At 53.7% G+C, this 18,492-nt stretch carries 19 protein-coding genes; 12 read left to right on the top strand and 7 right to left on the bottom strand.

The genetic code is table 11. The features are described 5' to 3' along the window. The first annotated feature begins 67 nt into the window (after positions 1–67). The 6 genes from U5K34_RS15930 (at position 68) to U5K34_RS15905 (ending at position 6,088) form a co-directional block, all read left to right on the top strand. Complete coding sequence (locus U5K34_RS15930; RefSeq protein ID WP_322569392.1) at positions 68–2,155, top strand: P-loop ATPase, Sll1717 family; 2,088 nt, start codon at positions 68–70, stop codon at positions 2,153–2,155. 1,019 nt (positions 2,156–3,174) lie between these two features. Next, positions 3,175–3,507 (top strand): hypothetical protein, encoded by a 333-nt coding sequence (locus U5K34_RS15925; protein WP_322569391.1) that lies wholly within the window; start codon positions 3,175–3,177, stop codon positions 3,505–3,507. After that, entirely contained in the window at positions 3,494–4,093 is a 600-nt protein-coding gene (locus U5K34_RS15920) for a hypothetical protein (protein WP_322569390.1), read from the top strand. Before U5K34_RS15925 ends, U5K34_RS15920 begins: the two co-directional genes overlap by 14 nt. 241 nt (positions 4,094–4,334) lie before the next feature. After that, positions 4,335–4,916: a hypothetical protein gene (locus U5K34_RS15915; RefSeq protein WP_322569389.1), complete on the top strand. Its 582-nt coding sequence runs from the start codon at positions 4,335–4,337 to the stop codon at positions 4,914–4,916. A 130-nt stretch (positions 4,917–5,046) separates the two neighbouring features. After that, entirely contained in the window at positions 5,047–5,277 is a 231-nt protein-coding gene (locus U5K34_RS15910) for a cysteine-rich CWC family protein (protein ID WP_322563792.1), read from the top strand. A gap of 4 nt (positions 5,278–5,281) precedes the next feature. Continuing rightward, on the top strand, positions 5,282–6,088 hold the full coding sequence (locus tag U5K34_RS15905; protein WP_322569388.1) for a cobalamin-binding protein: 807 nt from the start codon (positions 5,282–5,284) through the stop codon (positions 6,086–6,088). A 115-nt stretch (positions 6,089–6,203) separates the two neighbouring features. On the opposite strand, the gene U5K34_RS15900 is transcribed toward U5K34_RS15905, so the two are convergent. Next, entirely contained in the window at positions 6,204–8,597 is a 2,394-nt protein-coding gene (locus U5K34_RS15900; protein WP_322569387.1) for a phosphoketolase family protein, read from the bottom strand. Positions 8,598–8,721: 124 nt separating this feature from the next. Then, on the bottom strand, positions 8,722–9,891 hold the full coding sequence (locus tag U5K34_RS15895) for an acetate/propionate family kinase (protein ID WP_322569386.1): 1,170 nt from the start codon (positions 9,889–9,891) through the stop codon (positions 8,722–8,724). Positions 9,892–10,090: 199 nt separating this feature from the next. Between U5K34_RS15895 and U5K34_RS15890 the strand changes: the two genes are divergently transcribed. Then, entirely contained in the window at positions 10,091–10,711 is a 621-nt protein-coding gene (locus U5K34_RS15890; protein WP_322569385.1) for a DsbA family protein, read from the top strand. A 409-nt stretch (positions 10,712–11,120) separates the two neighbouring features. Here the strand turns inward: U5K34_RS15890 and U5K34_RS15885 are convergent, their stop codons facing one another. Together U5K34_RS15885 and U5K34_RS15880 are read right to left on the bottom strand one after the other, a co-directional pair. After that, complete coding sequence (locus U5K34_RS15885; RefSeq protein ID WP_322569384.1) at positions 11,121–11,720, bottom strand: glutathione S-transferase family protein; 600 nt, start codon at positions 11,718–11,720, stop codon at positions 11,121–11,123. A gap of 416 nt (positions 11,721–12,136) precedes the next feature. Next, entirely contained in the window at positions 12,137–12,340 is a 204-nt protein-coding gene (locus tag U5K34_RS15880; protein ID WP_322569383.1) for a (2Fe-2S)-binding protein, read from the bottom strand. A 215-nt stretch (positions 12,341–12,555) separates the two neighbouring features. Here U5K34_RS15880 and bfr (U5K34_RS15875) point away from each other — a divergent pair, with 215 nt between their 5' ends. Together bfr (U5K34_RS15875) and bfr (U5K34_RS15870) are read left to right on the top strand one after the other, a co-directional pair. After that, positions 12,556–13,020 carry a bacterioferritin gene (bfr, locus tag U5K34_RS15875; protein WP_322569382.1) on the top strand — a complete coding sequence of 155 codons (465 nt, stop codon included), beginning with the start codon at positions 12,556–12,558 and terminating at the stop codon, positions 13,018–13,020. A gap of 24 nt (positions 13,021–13,044) precedes the next feature. Beyond that, on the top strand, positions 13,045–13,530 hold the full coding sequence (bfr, locus tag U5K34_RS15870) for a bacterioferritin (protein ID WP_322569381.1): 486 nt from the start codon (positions 13,045–13,047) through the stop codon (positions 13,528–13,530). Between the two features lie 194 nt (positions 13,531–13,724). Here the strand turns inward: bfr (U5K34_RS15870) and U5K34_RS15865 are convergent, their stop codons facing one another. The 3 genes from U5K34_RS15865 to U5K34_RS15855 form a co-directional block, all read right to left on the bottom strand. Beyond that, positions 13,725–14,195 (bottom strand): Dps family protein, encoded by a 471-nt coding sequence (locus U5K34_RS15865; protein ID WP_322569380.1) that lies wholly within the window; start codon positions 14,193–14,195, stop codon positions 13,725–13,727. Positions 14,196–14,288: 93 nt separating this feature from the next. Then, positions 14,289–16,448, bottom strand: a complete 2,160-nt coding sequence (gene katG / locus U5K34_RS15860) for a catalase/peroxidase HPI (protein ID WP_322569379.1) — start codon at positions 16,446–16,448, stop codon at positions 14,289–14,291. A gap of 435 nt (positions 16,449–16,883) precedes the next feature. Beyond that, positions 16,884–17,078: a hypothetical protein gene (locus U5K34_RS15855; RefSeq protein WP_322569378.1), complete on the bottom strand. Its 195-nt coding sequence runs from the start codon at positions 17,076–17,078 to the stop codon at positions 16,884–16,886. An 83-nt stretch (positions 17,079–17,161) separates the two neighbouring features. Here U5K34_RS15855 and U5K34_RS15850 point away from each other — a divergent pair, with 83 nt between their 5' ends. From U5K34_RS15850 to U5K34_RS15840, 3 genes are read left to right on the top strand one after another with little or no spacing between them, the layout of a single operon-like run. After that, positions 17,162–17,566, top strand: a complete 405-nt coding sequence (locus U5K34_RS15850; protein WP_322569377.1) for a phosphate-starvation-inducible PsiE family protein — start codon at positions 17,162–17,164, stop codon at positions 17,564–17,566. After that, positions 17,566–17,805 carry a DUF2007 domain-containing protein gene (locus tag U5K34_RS15845; protein WP_322569376.1) on the top strand — a complete coding sequence of 80 codons (240 nt, stop codon included), beginning with the start codon at positions 17,566–17,568 and terminating at the stop codon, positions 17,803–17,805. The genes U5K34_RS15850 and U5K34_RS15845 overlap by 1 nt, the downstream gene beginning before the upstream one ends. Continuing rightward, entirely contained in the window at positions 17,806–18,270 is a 465-nt protein-coding gene (locus U5K34_RS15840) for a DUF3617 domain-containing protein (RefSeq protein ID WP_322569375.1), read from the top strand. Positions 18,271–18,492: the final 222 nt, after the last annotated feature.

Here is an 18,492-nt window from a genome sequence, read left to right as displayed (position 1 = left end):
AGTGCCTTGATTGTGTGTGCTACAAAAAAACGACTTCGGTCGTTTTTATTTTATTGTGGAAAATAGAATGAAAGTATCTGCAAACAAATTGGGGGAGATTAGAGCTGAGACTGACAAGATAATGCTTGATAAAGCATTTCTTGAAACTGCAGATTATAGAACACTAATCGAAAGCGCGGATAAAGTGGTTGTTATAGGTAGGAGGGGAACAGGGAAAAGTGCTTTAACATATAAATTAGAGAGTAAGCTCGAAAAACAAGATAAAACATATGTTCTTAAACTTGTTCCTGAAGAAGATCAAGTAATTGGTTTGCGGCCTATTTTGAAGCACTTTAATGAGGGTTATGACTTAATCAGAGCGGCAGTCAAAATAGCTTGGGAAGCGATATTACATTTAGTTATACTAAATGAACTGTGTAAACATTATAAATTTCAAAAGGTAGAAAATTCAGCGGCGATCAAGAAGCTGGTTTCAGAGAATTATGATGAAAGCAAAAATATTGCATTTAATCTGAGAAAATTGCTAATAAAAGGAATGGGTAGCAATCCATCACCTGAAGAGTCAATTGCGGAGCTTTCAGAGAAACTGTTATTAAGGGAGTTAAAAGATGCTCTCGCACGGGCATATGAGAATTTAAATAATGATGTATATGTCCTAATAGATAGTCTTGATGAAGGGTACTACCCGGATACATCTGGGATTGCTTACATAGCGGGAATAATTCAAGGGACGCTAAATGTAAATTCCACATACGAAAGAGTTAGGCCAATATTATTTGTTAGGGATAACATGTTCAGGGCAGTAGCTGAGAAAGATCCGGATTATTCTCGTAATATTGAAGGAACATCGTTAAGGCTACACTGGGAGGAGCAACAATTATTAAACCTTGTTGCAAGTAGATTGAAAGTTGTTTTTGAAATAGAGCAAGAAAATGATATCCGAGTTTGGAATAAAGTAGTTGCAAGCGAGTTAAAAGGTAGGGAGGGATTTAGGAAGTGCTTACAATTAACTTTGTATAGACCAAGGGACTTGTTAGCGCTGCTTAATCAGGCGTTTTTCGTTGCGGCGAGAGAAGGTCACGACAAGCTCATAAGTTCAGATTTAGAGGCAACATCGAAATATATATCGAAAACACGTCTGGAAGACCTTCAGAAAGAATATGCAGCGATTTTCCCTTCTATTAAAGTATTAACCGAGTCGTTTACTAACTATAAGCCAGAGTTTACCACCTCTGAGGCAGAAAGCGTTATAAATAAAGTAATAATGGATGATGATTATCCTCCAGAAGTGCAACAAGATCTATTTCTAATAGATGATCCAAAATCCGCCTTGCGAAGTCTATACAGTATTGGGTTTATTGGAATAAAGGACAGAACAACAAGTTCCTTTTCTTTTTGTCATGATGGCAGAACGCCTGATGTGTCGATGAATGCTGATTCAGTTCTATTAATACACCCGTGTTATCAAATAGCACTTAATCTGGTTAGGAAGTCGTTTGACCCTGACGAAGCTCGTGAGATACATGATGATTATGAAATTGAAATTGAATCAGCATCTCAAGAGGAAAGAAATAAAAAAATAGGTCGCCTTGTTTCCCAGTTAAACGATATACATCCTGGGGATGAGGACTTTAGAGAGTTTGAAGACTGGTGTCTTGAGGCTGTGAGGATATGTTTTGCTGGGGCTCTTAGAAATGTTGAGAGCAATCCTAATAAAGATTCCGCGCAGAGAAGAGATATTGTAGCGACGAATTGTAGTGATAGAGGGTTTTGGCGAAGAGTATTGGATGATTATGGTAGTAGAGAAATTATTTTTGAAGTAAAGAACTATAAGGAATTGCGACCAGCCGACTTTCGTCAGTTAGCGAGTTATTTAGGCGATGCGTATGGGAAAATTGGCTTCTTCATAACGAGAGCAGAAAACAAAGAGCCTGATAGAGATAAAGATCTTGTCTGGATTAGAGAGATTTACAATAAACAAGATAAAAAACTTATTGTCATATTGCCTGCCAAAATTTTTGTAAACTTTCTAGATAAGATTAGAAATCCTCAAAAACATGATGCTATAGATAAAATTTTAGATAAACTTCTGACAACATACATTCGAATTTATTTAAATGAAAATATGAATAGGAAAAAGAGTGCGCGTAAGTAACTTAAAATTGAAAATGCTCAATATGTTAAGGATGGTTTTATGATTCTAGGTAACCACCTTGAATTAGATTGTTGTCCGCATTGTCAAATTGCTAGACCCACGCTGGATAAAGTTGGTGAGCATATAACAAAGAATCATTCGGGGGAAATGCAAAGGAAATGGCGTATTTATTGCTGTACAGGCTGTGGTGCGGCTGGTTACTGCCTGGTCGCTGAGACTTTGGCCAGTCTGTTATACAAGTGTTCCCTGAACTTTTGCGTGTTGAGGATGATATCCCAGAGAGGTCGAAAGCATATCTTCAGCAGGCAATTGAATCTTTGCATGCGCCAGCAGGTTCGATAATGTTATCGGCTAGCTCAGTTGATTCAATGTTAAAGATTAAAGGTTATGCAGATGGCAGTCTCTATTCTCGTATAGATTCAGCAGTTGGTGATCATTTGATTTACACAAGAGATGGCATCTTGGGCGCATCAAGTCAGATTAGATGCAAATGACCAGAGACATGCAGATGAATCGTCATCACTTCCTTCATCCGAAGATGCAAGGAGAGTTATCGATTTCGTACAGGCGTTTGGCCAGTATCTCTTTGTGCTTCCTGCAAAGATCCAGAGAGGCATTGCAGGCGACGAGACTTAAACGATTAAGAAATTCATAGCGGGGTCGGACCAGCGTAAGTCAATGATTTGGCAATAAAATTAGCAGTTTGATGGCCACTTTAGAGGCTTAGAAGCCCCGTTTTACAGGTAAAAACGCTTGTTTAACGAAATGTCAGAGGATAACGATTCTATCAGTGCTCAACGGGAGAGTTGCGGGAATAAAAGCAATAATCCGCATCGCCACGGATGGTCTTTATTTTAAACAGGTTCGGGTTCGAGGTTATTTTGATTATTGGAGATGTAAAAGACAATGAGGGCAACATCGGGGTCAGGTCTTGCTTTTTGCCTCCTGGCTCTTAGATAGCAAAAGACAAGACCAGGCCCCTAGGGGTCTGGAAAAGATTTTATGCGAGCGCTGAGAAAATGGAAAACTTGTTTGCTTTGTTGGGTAGTTTGGGTGTAGGTGCTGTTTTAGGCGGTGGTTTAATATTTTTAATAATCAAATCATATATACCATCATATCTATCAGAGAAAGGGAAAAATCTAGCTACGAAAGAGGATGTGGCAGAAATTACAAACAAAGTTGAATCAGTTAAGACTGAGTATGCGCAAATTATAGAAGAGATTAGAAGTAACAATCAGCTCAAGCTTGCTGAGATTGAACGAGAAAAAACAATAAGAAAGGAGGTTTATTTAGAGGCGACCGAAGCGTTAACTCGGCATCTTAATATTATAGGAAGCCTTGTCGATTCTTGATTTAGATAATAATGTTATCACAAAGCAAATGAATATTGATTCAGGATTGATAGCTAAAGTTCAAATAGTGGGTTCTGAGTCTACTGTAAAAGCAGTTACAACTATAATGGGAAAAATTGGTGCAGCAATAATGGAGCTGATGCTAGATAGAGGTGCATTGTTGTCTAGGCAAAGCTATATAACTGTTGTAGATGAGTTGAGATCAAAAGAGATGAGTGAGCTTGAGCGTCTTGTTTCGATGATGAAGTCTGTGAATTTAGAGGGGAATAGGGATCAGCGGTTATGGGATGTTATAAACAACAATATAAAGTTTCATACCGAAGAGCGTGACAGATATATGAATGAAATTAAAGAGTTGCGTGATAAGCAAAATAATGAGCATTTAATTTTTACCAAAAAATGCATGGCTAAGTTTTTTGATATCTCATATTTTCTTCCGGATGCAATTCTTTCAGTTAGGGCAGATCTAAATTTACCGATATCTAATGAAGCGTATTTAGATATTTTTAACGAAAATATTGAGATGGGAAAGAAAGTGTTTCAAGGCTTTTTTGATAATCTTGGGAAAGAATTCGGAGATGTATGATTCGAAAATCGGCATAGCGGGGTCGGACCAAGGTAAGGTATTGATTTAGTGGAAAAGTTCTCGGGTTTTTCGCCTTTATAAAGGCTTAGAGGCCCCATTTTTGGGTTAAAAATGCCTGTTTAATCAAAAAGCCGGAGAACATCGTTTTATCAGTGCTCAACGGGAGAGTTGCGGGAACAAAAATAAGAATCCGCATGACCAGGGACGGTTTTTAATTTTTTAATGCAGCGGGGTATTTGACATGCTGTTGTTCAAATGTGGTGTTATGCGACGCATGGTGGCGATGTTGCTGGCCTGGTCGCTGGCGGGGGTTGGTGTCGCGGCCCAGGGGTATATCGAAAAGGGCGGTGTGCGGATGGATGTCGCCGATTCGGTGGCTGTGCTGGACAAGCGATTGAACGATCTGACGATTTATCTGCTGCCGACCCGACTGACGGAACACGAGAAGCGCCGGATCGGTAAGGGTCATGCGCTGCTGGTGCTGGCGAACAAGGCCAGCCCGGACGACAGTAAATGGAACGGGTATCCCTACGCTACACTGGAGTTGCATCATCGAAGTCGGCGATTCGACTCGGCGGATGACCTGTATGGATATGCTCTCATGAATTATGGCATTCGCAAGAAAAACCAGGTAAATACGGTCAATGGCTATTTTACGGACAAGGAAGTGATGCGTGGCTACCGCTTCGATGATGGACGTATCCAGTTTACGTTCTCCGCTCAGCGCCAGGCATTCGATACCCGCTGGCAGCTCGATGTGAATGCGCCGATTATCAGGCGCAAGAAAGAAAAATCCGCAATGAACGGATTCGGTGGACAATAAATATCAGTTTCATTCAGTGCTCAACGGGAGAGTTGCGGGAACAATAAAAACAGCCGCATCGCCAGGGAAGGCTCTATTTTTAAACGGGTGCGCCGGTCCATGGCGCATCCGGCAAGTTGTCAGGTGAGGTATGCCAAAACACGAATCCAAACAATGCGCGCGGTGTCAGACCGTTTTTGAATGCAAGTCCGGCTCGATCATGCTTTGCCAGTGCCAGACGGTGGTGCTGAGTAGCGAGCAGCTGGAGTATATCTCCGAGCAGTACGAGGATTGTCTGTGCAGCCGCTGTCTGCTGGAAGTGCGGTCGGAATACAACGAACTGCAGCACGCGCGCAAGATCCGCGCGTTGAGCAAGTCATAACGCCATGCCGGGCAAACTGCCGCAGCGGATCGTCTGCCTGACCGAGGAGCCGACGGAGATCCTGTATCGGCTGGGCGAGCAGGAGCGGATCGTGGGGATTTCGGGGTTTACGGTGCGCCCGCCCGAAGCCCGTAAAGAGAAGCCCAAGGTCGCGGCGTTTACCACGGCAAAGCTGGACAAGATCCTGGAACTGGAACCGGATCTGGTGGTGGGCTTTTCCGATCTGCAGGCGGACATCGCCGCCGGGCTGATCCGCGAGGGCGTGCAGGTGCTGATCACCAACCAGCGGTCGGTGGATGAAATCCTGGATAACATCCTGTTACTCGGTAATATGGTCGGAGCCGGAAACAAGGCACAGGCGTTGGTTGCGGAATTGAACGCCAATATCGAGCAGGCCCGGGAACAGGCCGCCACGTTGTCGCGTCGTCCGCGGGTCTATTTCGAGGAGTGGGACGATCCGATGATCTCGGGCATCCGCTGGGTGTCGGAGTTGATCGGTATCGCCGGCGGCGAGGACGTTTGTGCCGATCGGGCGCAGCATCCCGATGCGAAGCGGCGCATCATCGCCGATGCCAATGAGGTCATCGAACGGGCCCCGGAGATCATCATCGGCTCCTGGTGCGGCAAGAAGTTTCAGCCAGCCACGGTGGCCGAACGCCCCGGCTGGGATCGGATCCCGGCGGTGCGGGACAACCGGTTATATGAAATCAAATCCCCGTTGATCTTGCAGCCGGGCCCGGCGGCGTTGAGTGATGGCCTGGCACAGCTGGTGGCGATCATTCAGCAGCGGGACGCGCATTCAGTCGTCTGACCCGGATCCGTCGCGTTGCTGCTTGAGCCGGGCGACGGAGAAGTGCATTAACGCAGGGTGGATCAAGCGCCGCGGTTCCACCACAAACCTGGCGCCGGAATAACTGCAAGCAGGCTCAACCCGCCTGCCAGTGCCAGTCCCGAATTTCCGGTTTGTCCATGCCGTATTCATGCGCGTAATTGCGGCAGTCGATCTGCATGTCGCGCAGTTTCTCCTTGACGTGGGCGCCGGCGACCAGCAGGCCGGGTACCCGGTTGATGACGTCGATGGCGAGGCTGAAGCGATCGATTTCGTTCTGGATTGCCAGCTCCAGCGGCGTGTTGATGTTGCCCTTCTCCTTGTAACCACGCACATGCAGGTTGTGGTGATTGGTCCGCCGATAGGCCAGGCGGTGAACCAGCCAGGGATAGCCATGAAAGTTAAAGATGATGGGTTTGTTGACGGTAAACAGGCTGTCGAAATCCCGGTCGTCCAGGCCGTGCGGGTGTTCCCGGGCCGAGGACAGGGTGTACAGATCCACCACGTTGATAAACCGGATCTTGAGTTTGGGGAAATTTTCGCGCAGTAACATCACCGCGGCCAGGGCTTCCTGGGTGGGGACATCGCCACAGCTGGCCATGACGACATCCGGTTCGTCGCCCTGATCGTTACTGGCCCAGTCCCAGATCCCAATGCCCTTGGTGCAGTGCCTGATTGCTGTCTCCATATCCAGGTACTGCGGGTGCTTCTGTTTATCGCATACGATGACATTGACGTCATTGGTGCTGCGCAGGCAGTGATCGGCCACCGATAACAGGGTATTCACATCGGGCGGCAGGTAGATACGGGTGACGCTGGGACTCTTGTTGACCACGAGATCCAGAAAACCGGGATCCTGGTGAGTAAAACCATTATGGTCCTGACGCCAGACCGTGGAGGTGATCAACAGATTCAGCGAGGAGACCGGCGCCCGCCACGGAATGTCTTCGGCGATATCCAGCCACTTGGCGTGCTGGTTGAACATGGAATCGATGACATGCACAAATGCCTCGTAGGTGGAGAAAAAGCCGTGCCGCCCGGTGAGCAGATAGCCTTCCAGCCAGCCTTCCAGGGTGTGTTCGGAGAGCAGCTCCATGACCCGGCCGTCCGGCGAGAGTTCGCCGCCGTCCGCGTCCTCGGGCAGATACTCCGCCAGCCAGGTTTTGCCGCTGGCCTCGTAGACGGCATTGAGTTTGTTGGAACTGGTTTCGTCCGGCCCGAAAACCCGGAAGTTGGCGGGATTGTTACGCAGGATATCGCGCAGGAACTCGCCGAGCGGCCGGGTGTTCTCGACGTCAGTTTGCCCCGGTTTGTCCACTTTGGTCGCATAGTGGCGAAAATCCGGCAGTCGCAACGCCTTGCGTAACAGACCGCCGTTGGCATGCGGGTTGGCACTCATGCGACGTTGGCCTTTGGGTGCCAACTCGCGCAGTTCTTCGATCAACCGGCCCTGCTCATCGAACAGCTCGTCGGGTCGATAGCTGCGCAACCACTCTTCCAGCAGTTTCAATTGCTTGCGGTTGTTGCGCACGTCACCCAGCGGGACCTGGTGGGCGCGCCAGAACCCCTCCACCTTGTGATCGTCTACTGATTTGGGACCGGTCCAGCCCTTGGGGCTGCGTAACACGATCATTGGCCAGTGAGGCCGTTTCGGTTCCCCGCTGCGCCGGGCTTGTGCCTGGATACGTTGTATTTCCAGGACACATTGCTCGAGGGTTTGCGCCATGTGCTGGTGCATATAGTCGGGGTCGTCTCCCTCGACGAAAAATGGCTGCCAGCCGTAGCCTTCCAACAGCTTGCGCAGTTCCTCGTGGGGGATGCGCGAGAGGACGGTGGGGTTGTTGATCTTGTAGCCGTTGAGATTGAGGATCGGTAATACCGCCCCATCGCGGATGGGATTGAGAAACTTGTTGGCATGCCAGGCGGTGGCCAGCGGTCCGGTTTCAGCTTCCCCGTCGCCGATCATCACGTTGACCAGCAGATCCGGGTTGTCGAACGCCGCGCCAAAGGCGTGGGACAGGCTGTAGCCCAGCTCGCCGCCTTCATGAATGGAGCCGGGGGTTTCCGGTGTACAGTGACTGCCGATCCCGCCGGGAAAGGAGAATTCCTTGAAGAACCGTCGCAGGCCCTCTTCGTCCTCGCTCTTGTTGGGATAGATCTCGGAATAGGTCCCCTCGAGATAGACCGGCCCCAGCACTCCGGGCGCCCCATGCCCGGGACCGGCGAGAAAGATGGCGTTCAGATCATACTTGTTGATAAGCCGGTTAAGGTGCACATAGGTGAAACTCAATGCGGGACTGGCGCCCCAGTGACCGAGCAGGCGCTCCTTGATATGGGCGGGCTCCAGCGGCTGGCGCAACAACGGATTGTCGCGCAGATAGATCATGCCGGCCGCCAGGTAATTGCAGGCCCGCCAGTAGGCGTGTATCCGCTCCAGTTCCTGATCGCTCAAAATGACGTCCTGCGGGGATAACGGTGTGGCGCTGCTCATTGTGAGTTCCTTCTGGGTGTAATACGAATGGGTGACGATAATGTAGCAAAGAGTCGTGACAGTTCTGGGAACCGATGCTGTCCCTGTTTAATTAGCTGAATCAGCCGGGCTTGCAAGTGCATTTTCAAGTGTTGATCTGCCGCCAGGTATGGCGTGCAATCATTTGCTCCTCGTCGGTGGGAATCACCCAGGCTGAGACAGGGCTTTCAGGCCGGCTGATTTGGACGTCGTGACGGGCGTTGGCCCCGGCATCCAGCTGCACGCCAAGCCATTCGCAGCCACGGCAGATCCGCTCGCGAATCGGGATGGCGTGCTCACCGATCCCCGCGGTGAACACCAGCGCATCCAGCCCGCCCAGTGCCGCGGCCAGTGAGCCGACAGAACGCACTGTATGATAGACAAACAGATCGAGCGCGAGTCTGGCATCGGGGTGCGTGCTCTCGAGCAGCGCGCGAACATCCGCGCTCTGGCCCGACACGCCGAGCAGGCCGGCGCGGTGATTGAGCAGTTGTTCGATCTCATCGATCGACATGTTCATGCTCCGCTGCAGGTAAAACACCACGCTGGGATCGAGCGCGCCGCTGCGGGTGGCCATGGGGATGCCGTCGAGAGGACTGAAGCTCATGGTAGTGGCAATGCTGGCGCCATGCTGGAGCGCGCACAGACTGACGCCGTGTCCCAGATGGGCCACCACCACCCGCCCGTCCGCCGCCGAACCGCAGTGTGCCGGTAATGTCTCGGCGATGTATTCGTAGGACAGGCCGTGAAAGCCATAGCGGCAGATTCCGCGCTCGGTCAGTTCGCGTGGCAGCGCAAACAGTCTGGCGACTTCCGGTATGTTGTGGTGAAAGGCCGTATCGAAGCAGGCGATTTGAGGTAAGCGGGGATAGCTTTGCGCCAACAGTTTGATACCGAGCAGGTTATGTGGCTGATGCAGTGGTGCCAGAGAGGTCAGGTCATCGAGTTGTTGCAATACCCCGGGTGTTATCCGTACCGGCGTACTGAACTGTCTGCCGCCGTGTACCACGCGATGGCCGACGGCAGACAATGTGCGCTTGTCCATGACCTCTTCCATCCAGGCCAACAGGTGTTGCAACGCCGTCGGGTGATCCGGTGTCTCGAGTCGGCGTGCAATGTGTTCGCCACCCGGCTGGTTTGCCAGCAGGCGTGCCTGAGCGCTGCCGATGGCTTCCACCTGGCCTCGCCACAGCAGGTCCAGACTGTCTGCCGCCGTATAGAGGCCGAACTTGATGCTGGAGGAGCCGGCGTTTAAGACCAGAATTGCCTGATTCACACTGAAACTTATGCCTTTTTTTGCCTTTACTTTATATAGACAATAGCGTGCCCGGGAGAAAAGGGATAGAGGTGTTTGATTTCAGCGGCATTTATCAACAAGCCAGCGGCGTATTGCTACAATAAACAGAACTGAGTCGTGGACTTTAGACGGAACAACCCCGCGGTTGACCTGTTTGTCGTGACCGGAGTTATACCTTATGCATCGAGACGCAAGCTTATATTACATCTACGATCCCATGTGCAGCTGGTGCTGGGGATTGCGGCCGGTCTGGCAACAGGTCAAGGCGGCGCTGCAGGATAAAGTGGATATCGTTTATGTGGCGGGTGGCCTGGCGCCGGATTCGGATGAACCGATGGAGCCGGAGATCAGCGACTATTTGCAAAAGACCTGGCAGCGGATCAGCGAGCAGTGCGGGGTGGAGTTCAACTTCGATTTCTGGACGCAGAACACGCCGGTGCGTTCCACCTATCCCTCCTGCCGGGCGGCGCTGGTGGCGCGGGAGTACGGCAGGGAAGTGGCCATGTACGAGCGTATCCAGCGCTTTTATTACCAGGAGGCGGGCAATCCGTCGCTGTATGCCAATTTATACGATCTGGGTGAGGAACTGGGCATCCCGCGCGAGACGTTTATCGAGCGCATCCACTCGCCAGAGATCGAACGCCAGCTGCAGGCTGATATCGCGTTGGCCGAAAGCCTGGGCGTGCGCGGTTATCCCTCGCTGGTGCTGAAAGTGGGCGAGACGCCACATTTTATTCGTCACAGCTATACGGACGCGGCAACCAATCTGCAGATGATTGAAGCCCTGCTGCCGGCGTGATTCGGCATTGGATCATTGAAAGCATAAACCGGATCCGTCGCGTTGCTCCTTGATCCGGGCTACGGGAAAGCGCATTGAGGCAGGGTGGAACAAGCGCCGCGGTTCCACCATCAACCCCGGATCCGTCGCGTTGCGCCTTGATCCGGGCGACGGGGAAGTGCATTGACGTAGGGTGGAACAAGCGCCGCGGTTCCACCATCAACCCCGGATCCGTCGCGTTGTGCCTTGATCCGGGTGACGGGGAAGTGCATTGACGTAGGGTGGAACAAGCGCAGCGGTTCCACCACGTGAACATATCAGCCAGCCTCACCCGGACGGCCCTGTGCCGTCGTTATCTGCTGGCGGTGCGTTCGGCGTATAACCGGCAGTCGCACACGCGGCGGATCAAGGCATTGGCCCGTGTGGCGGGTTATTCCACCATCGGGACCCAGCCCGGTGCGGCTTCAACCCGTTGCAGCCAGGCGCGAATCGCCGGATAGTCTGCCAGGGAAACGCCCGCCTCGTCGGCGAGGGCGACATAGGGGTAACAGGCGATGTCGGCAATGGTCAGGTGATCCGCCGCCAGCCAGTCGTTTTGCCCCAGGTACTGTTCCATCGTTTCCAGTCCCGGTCTGGCGTCGCGGTGGCACTGTTCCAGATCGAAAGGCTTGTTGAAGCGCAGGGCGACGCGGGCGCGGGCCAGGCCATAGAGCAGTTCGTTTTCCGACACGGCCAGCCACTGCATTACCCGCGCCTCGCCCAGGGCATCGCTCGGCAGCCAGCGTTCGTCGCCGTAGCGCCGCGCCAGGTAAACCAGGATCGCCATGGAATCCCAGATCAGCGTCTCGCCATCCAGCAGCACCGGGATCTGCCCGCGCGGGTTAAGGCGTTTGAATTCAGGGGTCTGGGTCTCACCAACACTGCTGTCTGTCGGAATGCGCTCGTATTTCAGCCCCAGCATGGACAGGAGCAGCCGGATCTTGTAGCAGTTGCCCGAGCGGTCGAAGTCATAGAGTTTCAGGCCGGTCATGGTCATGCTCCTTGTGTTAAACGCCGGGCGCCGTGAATCGAACCCAGTTTAGTGGGGAAATTAAACACAAAACAAGCGCGTAGCGCGGACACGTGCCGCGGTTCGATCTGCAATCGCATGAAACCAGCAAGTCCCGAATCCCTCGTGTTGCTGCTTGAGCCGGGCGACGGGGAAGTACATTGACGTAGGGTGGAACAAGCGCCGCGGTTCCACCACATCCCCCGGATCCGTTGCGTTGCTGCATGATCCGGGCGACGCGGGATTCAGAATTACCGCGTCGGTGGTAATGTTTTAGTTTCCGGAATGATTGCGCGTGCTGTTGCGCAGCATGTCCCAGCGTTGCTGGCGGGCATTGGGCGTGCGGGGAATCAGGAAGTTTTTCAACAGTTTGTGGAGCTGTTTTTTCATTGCAGCGATCAGCCGAAGGCGGCAACCGGTTCCAGGGCTGCCCACTGGTCGGCCAGGGCGTCGTCCATCACCTGTTTGGCGCAATCCCGGCAGCGGCCGCAGCAGGTGGATACCCGGGTTTGCTGTTGCAGCTCCGTGAAGGAGTCGGCCCCGTTTTGCACGGCCTTGCGGATTGTCCGGTCGGTGACGGCATGGCAGACACACACGTACATGATGGATTCACCTCGTTTTCCGGTTGTCTGGAACGTAATGAGAATGATTGCTATTCTCTATCTTTTTTCGGCTTTTGTCTAGTTTCATTTTGCAAATAGAATCAATGACTTAGCTGGATTCTGCGCTGCCGATGAACTATAATCAGCAGCACTAACAAGCCAATCCCCTCCGGGACCAGCCAGTTACCGATACCCACTTGAGGCGGAGGAATTCCATGAAAGGTGATAACAAGACGTTGCAGCAGCTCAACGGCGTGCTGAAGGATCAGCTCACGGCCATCAACCAGTTCTTTTTGCATGCGCGTATGCTGAAAAACTGGGGCCTCGATGAGCTGAACGAACAGACATACAAACGCTCGATCAAGGCGATGAAGCTGGCCGACGAGATCATCGAGCGCATCCTGTTTCTGGAGGGGCTGCCGAACCTGCAGGACCTGGGCAAATTACTGATTGGCGAGGACGTACCGGAACTCCTGGCCAACGATCTCAAACTGCAGACGCAGATTGCCGGCCGGCTGCAGGCGGCCATCGCTCATTGCGAATCCCTGCAGGACTTTGTCAGCCGCGAGGAACTCGAAGAGCTGCTGGAAGAGACCGAGGAACATATCGACTGGCTGGAATCCCAGCAGTGGTTAATCGACAACGCCGGCCTGCAGAATTACCTGCAGTCGCAAATGTAAGCACCGTTTGGCAAGGAGATCACAATGAAAGGTAGCGACAAAGTCATCAAGCAACTGCAGAAACTGCTGCGCGGTGAACTGGCGGCCCGCGATCAGTATTTTACCCATTCGCGGATGTACGAGGACTGGGGGCTGAACAAACTCTACGAGCGCATCAACCATGAAACGGAAGAAGAAACGCAGCATGCCGATGCGCTGATCAAGCGTATTCTGTTCCTGGAAGGTACCCCGGATCTGTCCGAACAGGATGGCCTGCGTATCGGCAAGACCGTTCCCGAAATGCTGAAAAACGATCTCGATGTGGAGTACGAGGTCACGGCGGCTCTGAAGGAAGCCATAAACGTGTGCGAGCAGGAAAAGGATTACCAGAGCCGCGAGATTCTGGAAGTGCTGCTCAAGGATACCGAGGAAGACCACGCCTACTGGCTGGAGAAACAGCTTGGCCTGATCGACAAAATCGGCTTGCAGAATTATCTGCAATCGCAGATGGGCTCCGACCCGGCGGAATAGAGTTTTTCACTGCATGAATCAAAAGGGCGGCCGAAAGGCCGCCTTTTTTATGAAGCATGCCCCGGATACGTCGCGTTGCTCCTTGATCCGGGCTACGTGGGGGAAGTGCATTGAGGTAGGGTGGAACAAGCGCCGCGGTTCCACCACAAACCCCGGATCCGTCGCGTTGCTTCTTGATCCGGGCTACGGGGTTGTTACTGGATCGCGCGCAACATCCAGGCGGTCTTTTCGTGGATGCGCATGCGATCGGAGATCAGCGCGGCGCTGGATTCGTCGTCCGCATCCTGGGCCTTGGCCAGCGCGTCGCGGCAGGTCTTGACCACCTGTTCATGGCCGCGGGTGAGGATCTTGACCATCTCTTTGGCCTCGGGCACGCCGTCGACTTCTTTTATCGCACTCAGTTCGTCGAAGGCCTTGTAGGTGCCCGGCGCCGGCACATCCAGGGTGCGGATGCGTTCGGCGATTTCATCCACGGCGGTGGCCAGTTCGGTGTAATGCTCTTCGAACATCAGATGCAGTTCGCGAAACTGCGGGCCGGTGACGTTCCAGTGAAAGTTGTGGGTCTGTAAATACAACGTGTAGGAATCGGCGAGCAGGCGCTTGAGCCCCTGTGCGATGTTGTTGCGGTCCTTCTCGCTGATGCCGATATCGATTGCAGTAGCCATGATTGCTCCTTTTGTTCCATTAATTCAGTGTTAATAAAAGCGATGCCGGAAACCGGTGGTGTCCGACACCGTTGATTGCCAGATCAGGCCAAATCAATTCAGATCGAAGCGATCGGCGTCCATCACTTTGCTCCAGGCTTTGATGAAGTCGTTGACGAACTTCTCCCGGTTGTCGTCCTGGGCGTAGACTTCGGCGTACGAGCGCAGGATGGCATTGGAGCCGAAGACCAGATCCACCCGGCTCGCGGTCCACTTGACCTTGTCGGTTGCGCGGTCGCGGACTTCATACAGGCCCTTGCCGGCCGGCTTCCAGGTGTTGTTCATGTCGGTCAGGTTGACGAAAAAGTCATTGGTCAACTGGCCTTCGCGATCGGTGAACACCCCGTGTTGGTTGCCGCCGTGGTTGGTGCCCAGCACCCGCATGCCGCCGACCAGCACGGTCATCTCGGGGGCGGTGAGGCCCATCAGCTGGGTGCGATCCAGCATCAACTCTTCGGCGCTGACCACATAGTCCTTCATCAGCCAGTTGCGGTAGCCGTCATGCAGCGGTTCCAGATACTCGAAGGAATCGGCGTCGGTCATCTCGTCGCTGGCATCGCCGCGACCGGGCGAGAAGGGCACGCTCACCTCGACGCCGGCCGCCCTGGCGGCTTGCTCGACACCGACATTGCCGGCCAGCACGATCACATCCGCGACACTGGCGCCGGTTTCGCTGGCGATGGGTTCCAGCACATCCAGCACCTTGCGCAGACGTTTGGGTTCGTTACCTTCCCAGTCCTTCTGCGGGGCCAGGCGGAGGCGCGCGCCGTTGGCGCCACCGCGCTTGTCCGAGCCGCGGAAGGTGCGCGCGCTGTCCCAGGCGGTGGCGACCATCTCGCCGATAGCCAGACCGCTGTTGGCGATCTTCTCTTTCACGGCCTTGACATCATAGTCGCGCTTGCCGGCGGGGACCGGGTCCTGCCAGATCAGATCCTCGGCTGGCACGTCGGGGCCGATGTAACGGGCCTTCGGTCCCATGTCACGGTGGGTCAGCTTGAACCAGGCCCGCGCAAAGGCGTCCCTGAAGGCCTCGGGATCGGCGCGGAACTTGTCCATGATCTTGCGATACTCGGGATCCATCTTCATGGCCATGTCGGCGTCGGTCATGATCGGTTTGCGGCGGATGGAAGGATCTTCCACATCCACCGGCATGTCTTGTTCCTTGATGTCGATCGGTTCCCACTGCCAGGCGCCGGCGGGACTCTTCTTTGACGCCCACTCGTGATCGAGCAGCATGTCGAAGTAACCCATGTCGAACTTCGTCGGATCGGATGTCCAGGCGCCTTCGATACCACTGGTGACCGTGTCACGCCCGATGCCGCGTTGGGTGTGGTTGTTCCAGCCCAGTCCCTGTTCCTCGACATCGGCGGCTTCGGGTTCCGGGCCGAGCAGGGCGGCATCGCCGTTGCCGTGGCATTTGCCCACGGTGTGACCGCCGGCGGTCAGGGCGACGGTTTCCTCGTCGTTCATGGCCATGCGCTCGAAGGTGACGCGCACGTCATGGGCGGTCTTGAGCGGGTCCGGGTTGCCGTCCACGCCTTCGGGGTTGACGTAGATCAGGCCCATCATCACCGCGGCCAGCGGGTTTTCCAGATCGCGCTCACCGGAGTAGCGGCTGTTGGGGTTATCGGTGGGAGCCAGCCATTCCTTCTCCGAACCCCAGTAGGTGTCCTTCTCCGGATGCCAGATATCTTCGCGGCCGAAACCGAAACCGAAGGTTTTCAGGCCCATGGATTCATAGGCAATGGTGCCCGCATAGGTAATCAGGTCGGCCCAGCTGAGCCGGTTGCCGTATTTCTTTTTAATAGGCCAGAGCAGGCGACGGGCCTTGTCCAGGTTGGCGTTATCCGGCCAGGAGTTGATCGGCGCAAAGCGCTGGTTGCCGGTTCCGGCACCGCCGCGACCGTCGGCGACACGATAGGTGCCGGCCGCATGCCAGGACATGCGGATCATCAGGCCGCCGTAGTGGCCCCAGTCCGACGGCCACCAGGCCTGGTTCTCGGTCATCAGCGCATGCAGATCTTTTTTGAGCGCGTCGAAGTCGAGTTTTTGGACCTCGTCGCGATAGTTGAAGTCTTCGCCCAACGGGTCAGTCTTGGTGTCGTGCTGATGCAGAATGTCGAGATTCAGGGCTTTGGGCCACCATTCCATGTTCGACATGCCGGTCTCGGTGGCACCACCGTGCATCACCGGGCATTTGGTTATATCATCCATCGTTGTTTCTCCTTGTATTTACCGTGTTAATGAGTTTGCCGCGACAGGGTCAGGGCGTATCTCGACTCTAGGTGACGCGTCGGCTGAGTGGATAATCGTTTGTCTCGATTCCGCTGATAGTGGCTGACTATCGACTGCGCCATGATTCGCGGGTGATTCGATCGGATCGACGTGATTAATAAAAAACAACACTCATCGCGCCTGGCGGGTGAATCGGCCATTCCCCCGGAAGTTGTCACGGCTCCGGGGGGCAGCGATGCAAGCTTTCAAATACAGTGTAGTTTAGATTAAGTCTAAATCCATTGATCAAAATCAGTTAGCGATGAATGATCAGGAATCCGATATATACACAATCACACTGGGTATTTTCAGATCGGCAATATTCAGGTGTTAACCAGCGGGGCGTGTTAGCAGGGAGAAGGTTGCGCCGGGGGTTCAGCTATCGCGCGGCAGGATGAGAATCATGAGTGTGGCGAAGACGATCAGGCCGACAAAGGCATAGAGAAAACGCTTTTTGGCCCCGGCGGCCAGGCGCTCCTGCTCGGCCGGGGTCGGGGTGCGACAGTGGGGGCAACGGATTTGCGAGTCATCGAAGCGATGGCCGCAATGTCGGCATTGGATCTCGTTCATACCGGTAGCATAATCGAGCGGAGTCGGTTTGTCAGGCGAGCCGGTGTTATCCGGCAAACGATAATAAAAACTGGGAGAGGGGAATGGAACTACGCGGCATCAAGCTGAAGCTGGGCGAGTCGCTGGATCTGTTGCAGGCACTGGGCCTGGTACTGATCGCGGTGGCCACGGTGATCGCCTTCGGCATCGAGATCGGGGTGATGGTGGAAAACCGGGCGGTGACGCTGGCCGACCTGCTGCTGATGTTCATCTACCTGGAGGTGCTGGCGATGATCGGCATCTATCTCAAATCCGGCAAGCTGCCGATCCGTATTCCATTATATATTGCCATCATCGCCCTGGCCCGATATCTGGTTCTGGATATGAAGGCGATGGAAGACTGGCGCATGCTGGCCGTGGCCGGGTCGGCGTTGATTATCGCGGTGACGATCCTGGTGATCCGTTACGGCCATACCCGCTATCCTTATGATTCGGATACCGGCGGCTGATGATTATTATCTACACTGCCAACGACTATATCGAGGGCAACCTGGTCAAAGGATTGCTGGAGTCCCGGGGCATCGAGACCTATGTGAATGGCCGGTATCTGCAGGGCGGCATCGGCGAACTGATGCCGATGGGGCATATCAAGCTGAGCGTAAATGACGAGGATGAAGCGGCCGCCTTGCGGCTTATCGAACGTTACGAGAACGGCGAGTTTAAAATCGAAGATGATGAGGAGGTTTAGGTGTCTGTATCAAGCAAGCGAAAGTTAACACAGCACGGAATTGTCCTGTCGGTACTGGGCTTTGTGCTGCTCAGTTTCCAGGTATCCGCGGCGGGTTATAACATCCAGCCGGGGCTGTGGGAGATGACCTATAAAATGGAACTGAGCGGCGTGCCGAAGGAGATGGCGCAGATGATGAAACGTGAGCCCCAAACGAAGCGCCAGTGCGTGGAAGGGGATGAGATCGATTTCAAGCCGGAAGATATGGGCCAGGGGTGTCAATTCACCACCACGCACGAAAGTGCACACCGGGTGGCCTGGGATATTCAATGCCAGGGAGAACATGGCACTTCCAGCGGTGCGGGTGAAGTCAACTTCAACGGCACCACCACACAGGGCTGGTTCGAGATGGATATCCAGGCCGGGCCGATCGGCAACATGCAGATGCGCAACACTTTCAAAGGCAAGCGCGTCGGGTCCTGCTGAAAATCAAATGACTCACTCTTTTCCCAACCATCGTGTAGGCCCGATAAAGCGCTAGCGGTATCGGGCAATCCTCAAGGTGCCGGACACCGCTCGCGCTTTGTCCGGCCTACTCTTTTCCCCATCTTGCGGGCTCGATAAAGCTTCGGTGTGCGTCCTACGCACCAATATCACCGACCGTTCTGGAAAATGGTGCGTAGAACGCACCCTGCGTCTCTGCGTTGT

It is taken from the genome of Thiohalophilus sp., assembly GCF_034521165.1.
Classification (GTDB): domain Bacteria; phylum Pseudomonadota; class Gammaproteobacteria; order UBA6429; family Thiohalophilaceae; genus Thiohalophilus.
The sequence above is the reverse complement of the archived record's forward strand: the minus strand, read 5'-3'. Positions and strand labels throughout refer to the sequence as shown.

Bases quoted from the DNA above. Each gene is read 5' to 3' on its own strand.
- bfr (WP_322569382.1), top strand. From the start codon at position 12,556: ATGAAAGGTGATAACAAGACGTTGCAGCAGCTCAACGGCGTGCTGAAG.
- U5K34_RS15910 (WP_322563792.1), top strand. From the start codon at position 5,047: ATGCCAAAACACGAATCCAAACAATGCGCGCGGTGTCAGACCGTTTTT.
- U5K34_RS15850 (WP_322569377.1), top strand. From the start codon at position 17,162: ATGGAACTACGCGGCATCAAGCTGAAGCTGGGCGAGTCGCTGGATCTG.
- bfr (WP_322569381.1), top strand. From the start codon at position 13,045: ATGAAAGGTAGCGACAAAGTCATCAAGCAACTGCAGAAACTGCTGCGC.
- U5K34_RS15930 (WP_322569392.1), top strand. From the start codon at position 68: ATGAAAGTATCTGCAAACAAATTGGGGGAGATTAGAGCTGAGACTGAC.
- U5K34_RS15905 (WP_322569388.1), top strand. From the start codon at position 5,282: ATGCCGGGCAAACTGCCGCAGCGGATCGTCTGCCTGACCGAGGAGCCG.
- U5K34_RS15855 (WP_322569378.1), bottom strand. From the start codon at position 17,078: ATGAACGAGATCCAATGCCGACATTGCGGCCATCGCTTCGATGACTCG.
- katG (WP_322569379.1), bottom strand. From the start codon at position 16,448: ATGGATGATATAACCAAATGCCCGGTGATGCACGGTGGTGCCACCGAG.
- U5K34_RS15880 (WP_322569383.1), bottom strand. From the start codon at position 12,340: ATGTACGTGTGTGTCTGCCATGCCGTCACCGACCGGACAATCCGCAAG.
- U5K34_RS15890 (WP_322569385.1), top strand. From the start codon at position 10,091: ATGCATCGAGACGCAAGCTTATATTACATCTACGATCCCATGTGCAGC.
- U5K34_RS15865 (WP_322569380.1), bottom strand. From the start codon at position 14,195: ATGGCTACTGCAATCGATATCGGCATCAGCGAGAAGGACCGCAACAAC.
- U5K34_RS15925 (WP_322569391.1), top strand. From the start codon at position 3,175: ATGGAAAACTTGTTTGCTTTGTTGGGTAGTTTGGGTGTAGGTGCTGTT.
- U5K34_RS15885 (WP_322569384.1), bottom strand. From the start codon at position 11,720: ATGACCGGCCTGAAACTCTATGACTTCGACCGCTCGGGCAACTGCTAC.
- U5K34_RS15845 (WP_322569376.1), top strand. From the start codon at position 17,566: ATGATTATTATCTACACTGCCAACGACTATATCGAGGGCAACCTGGTC.
- U5K34_RS15915 (WP_322569389.1), top strand. From the start codon at position 4,335: ATGCTGTTGTTCAAATGTGGTGTTATGCGACGCATGGTGGCGATGTTG.
- U5K34_RS15900 (WP_322569387.1), bottom strand. From the start codon at position 8,597: ATGAGCAGCGCCACACCGTTATCCCCGCAGGACGTCATTTTGAGCGAT.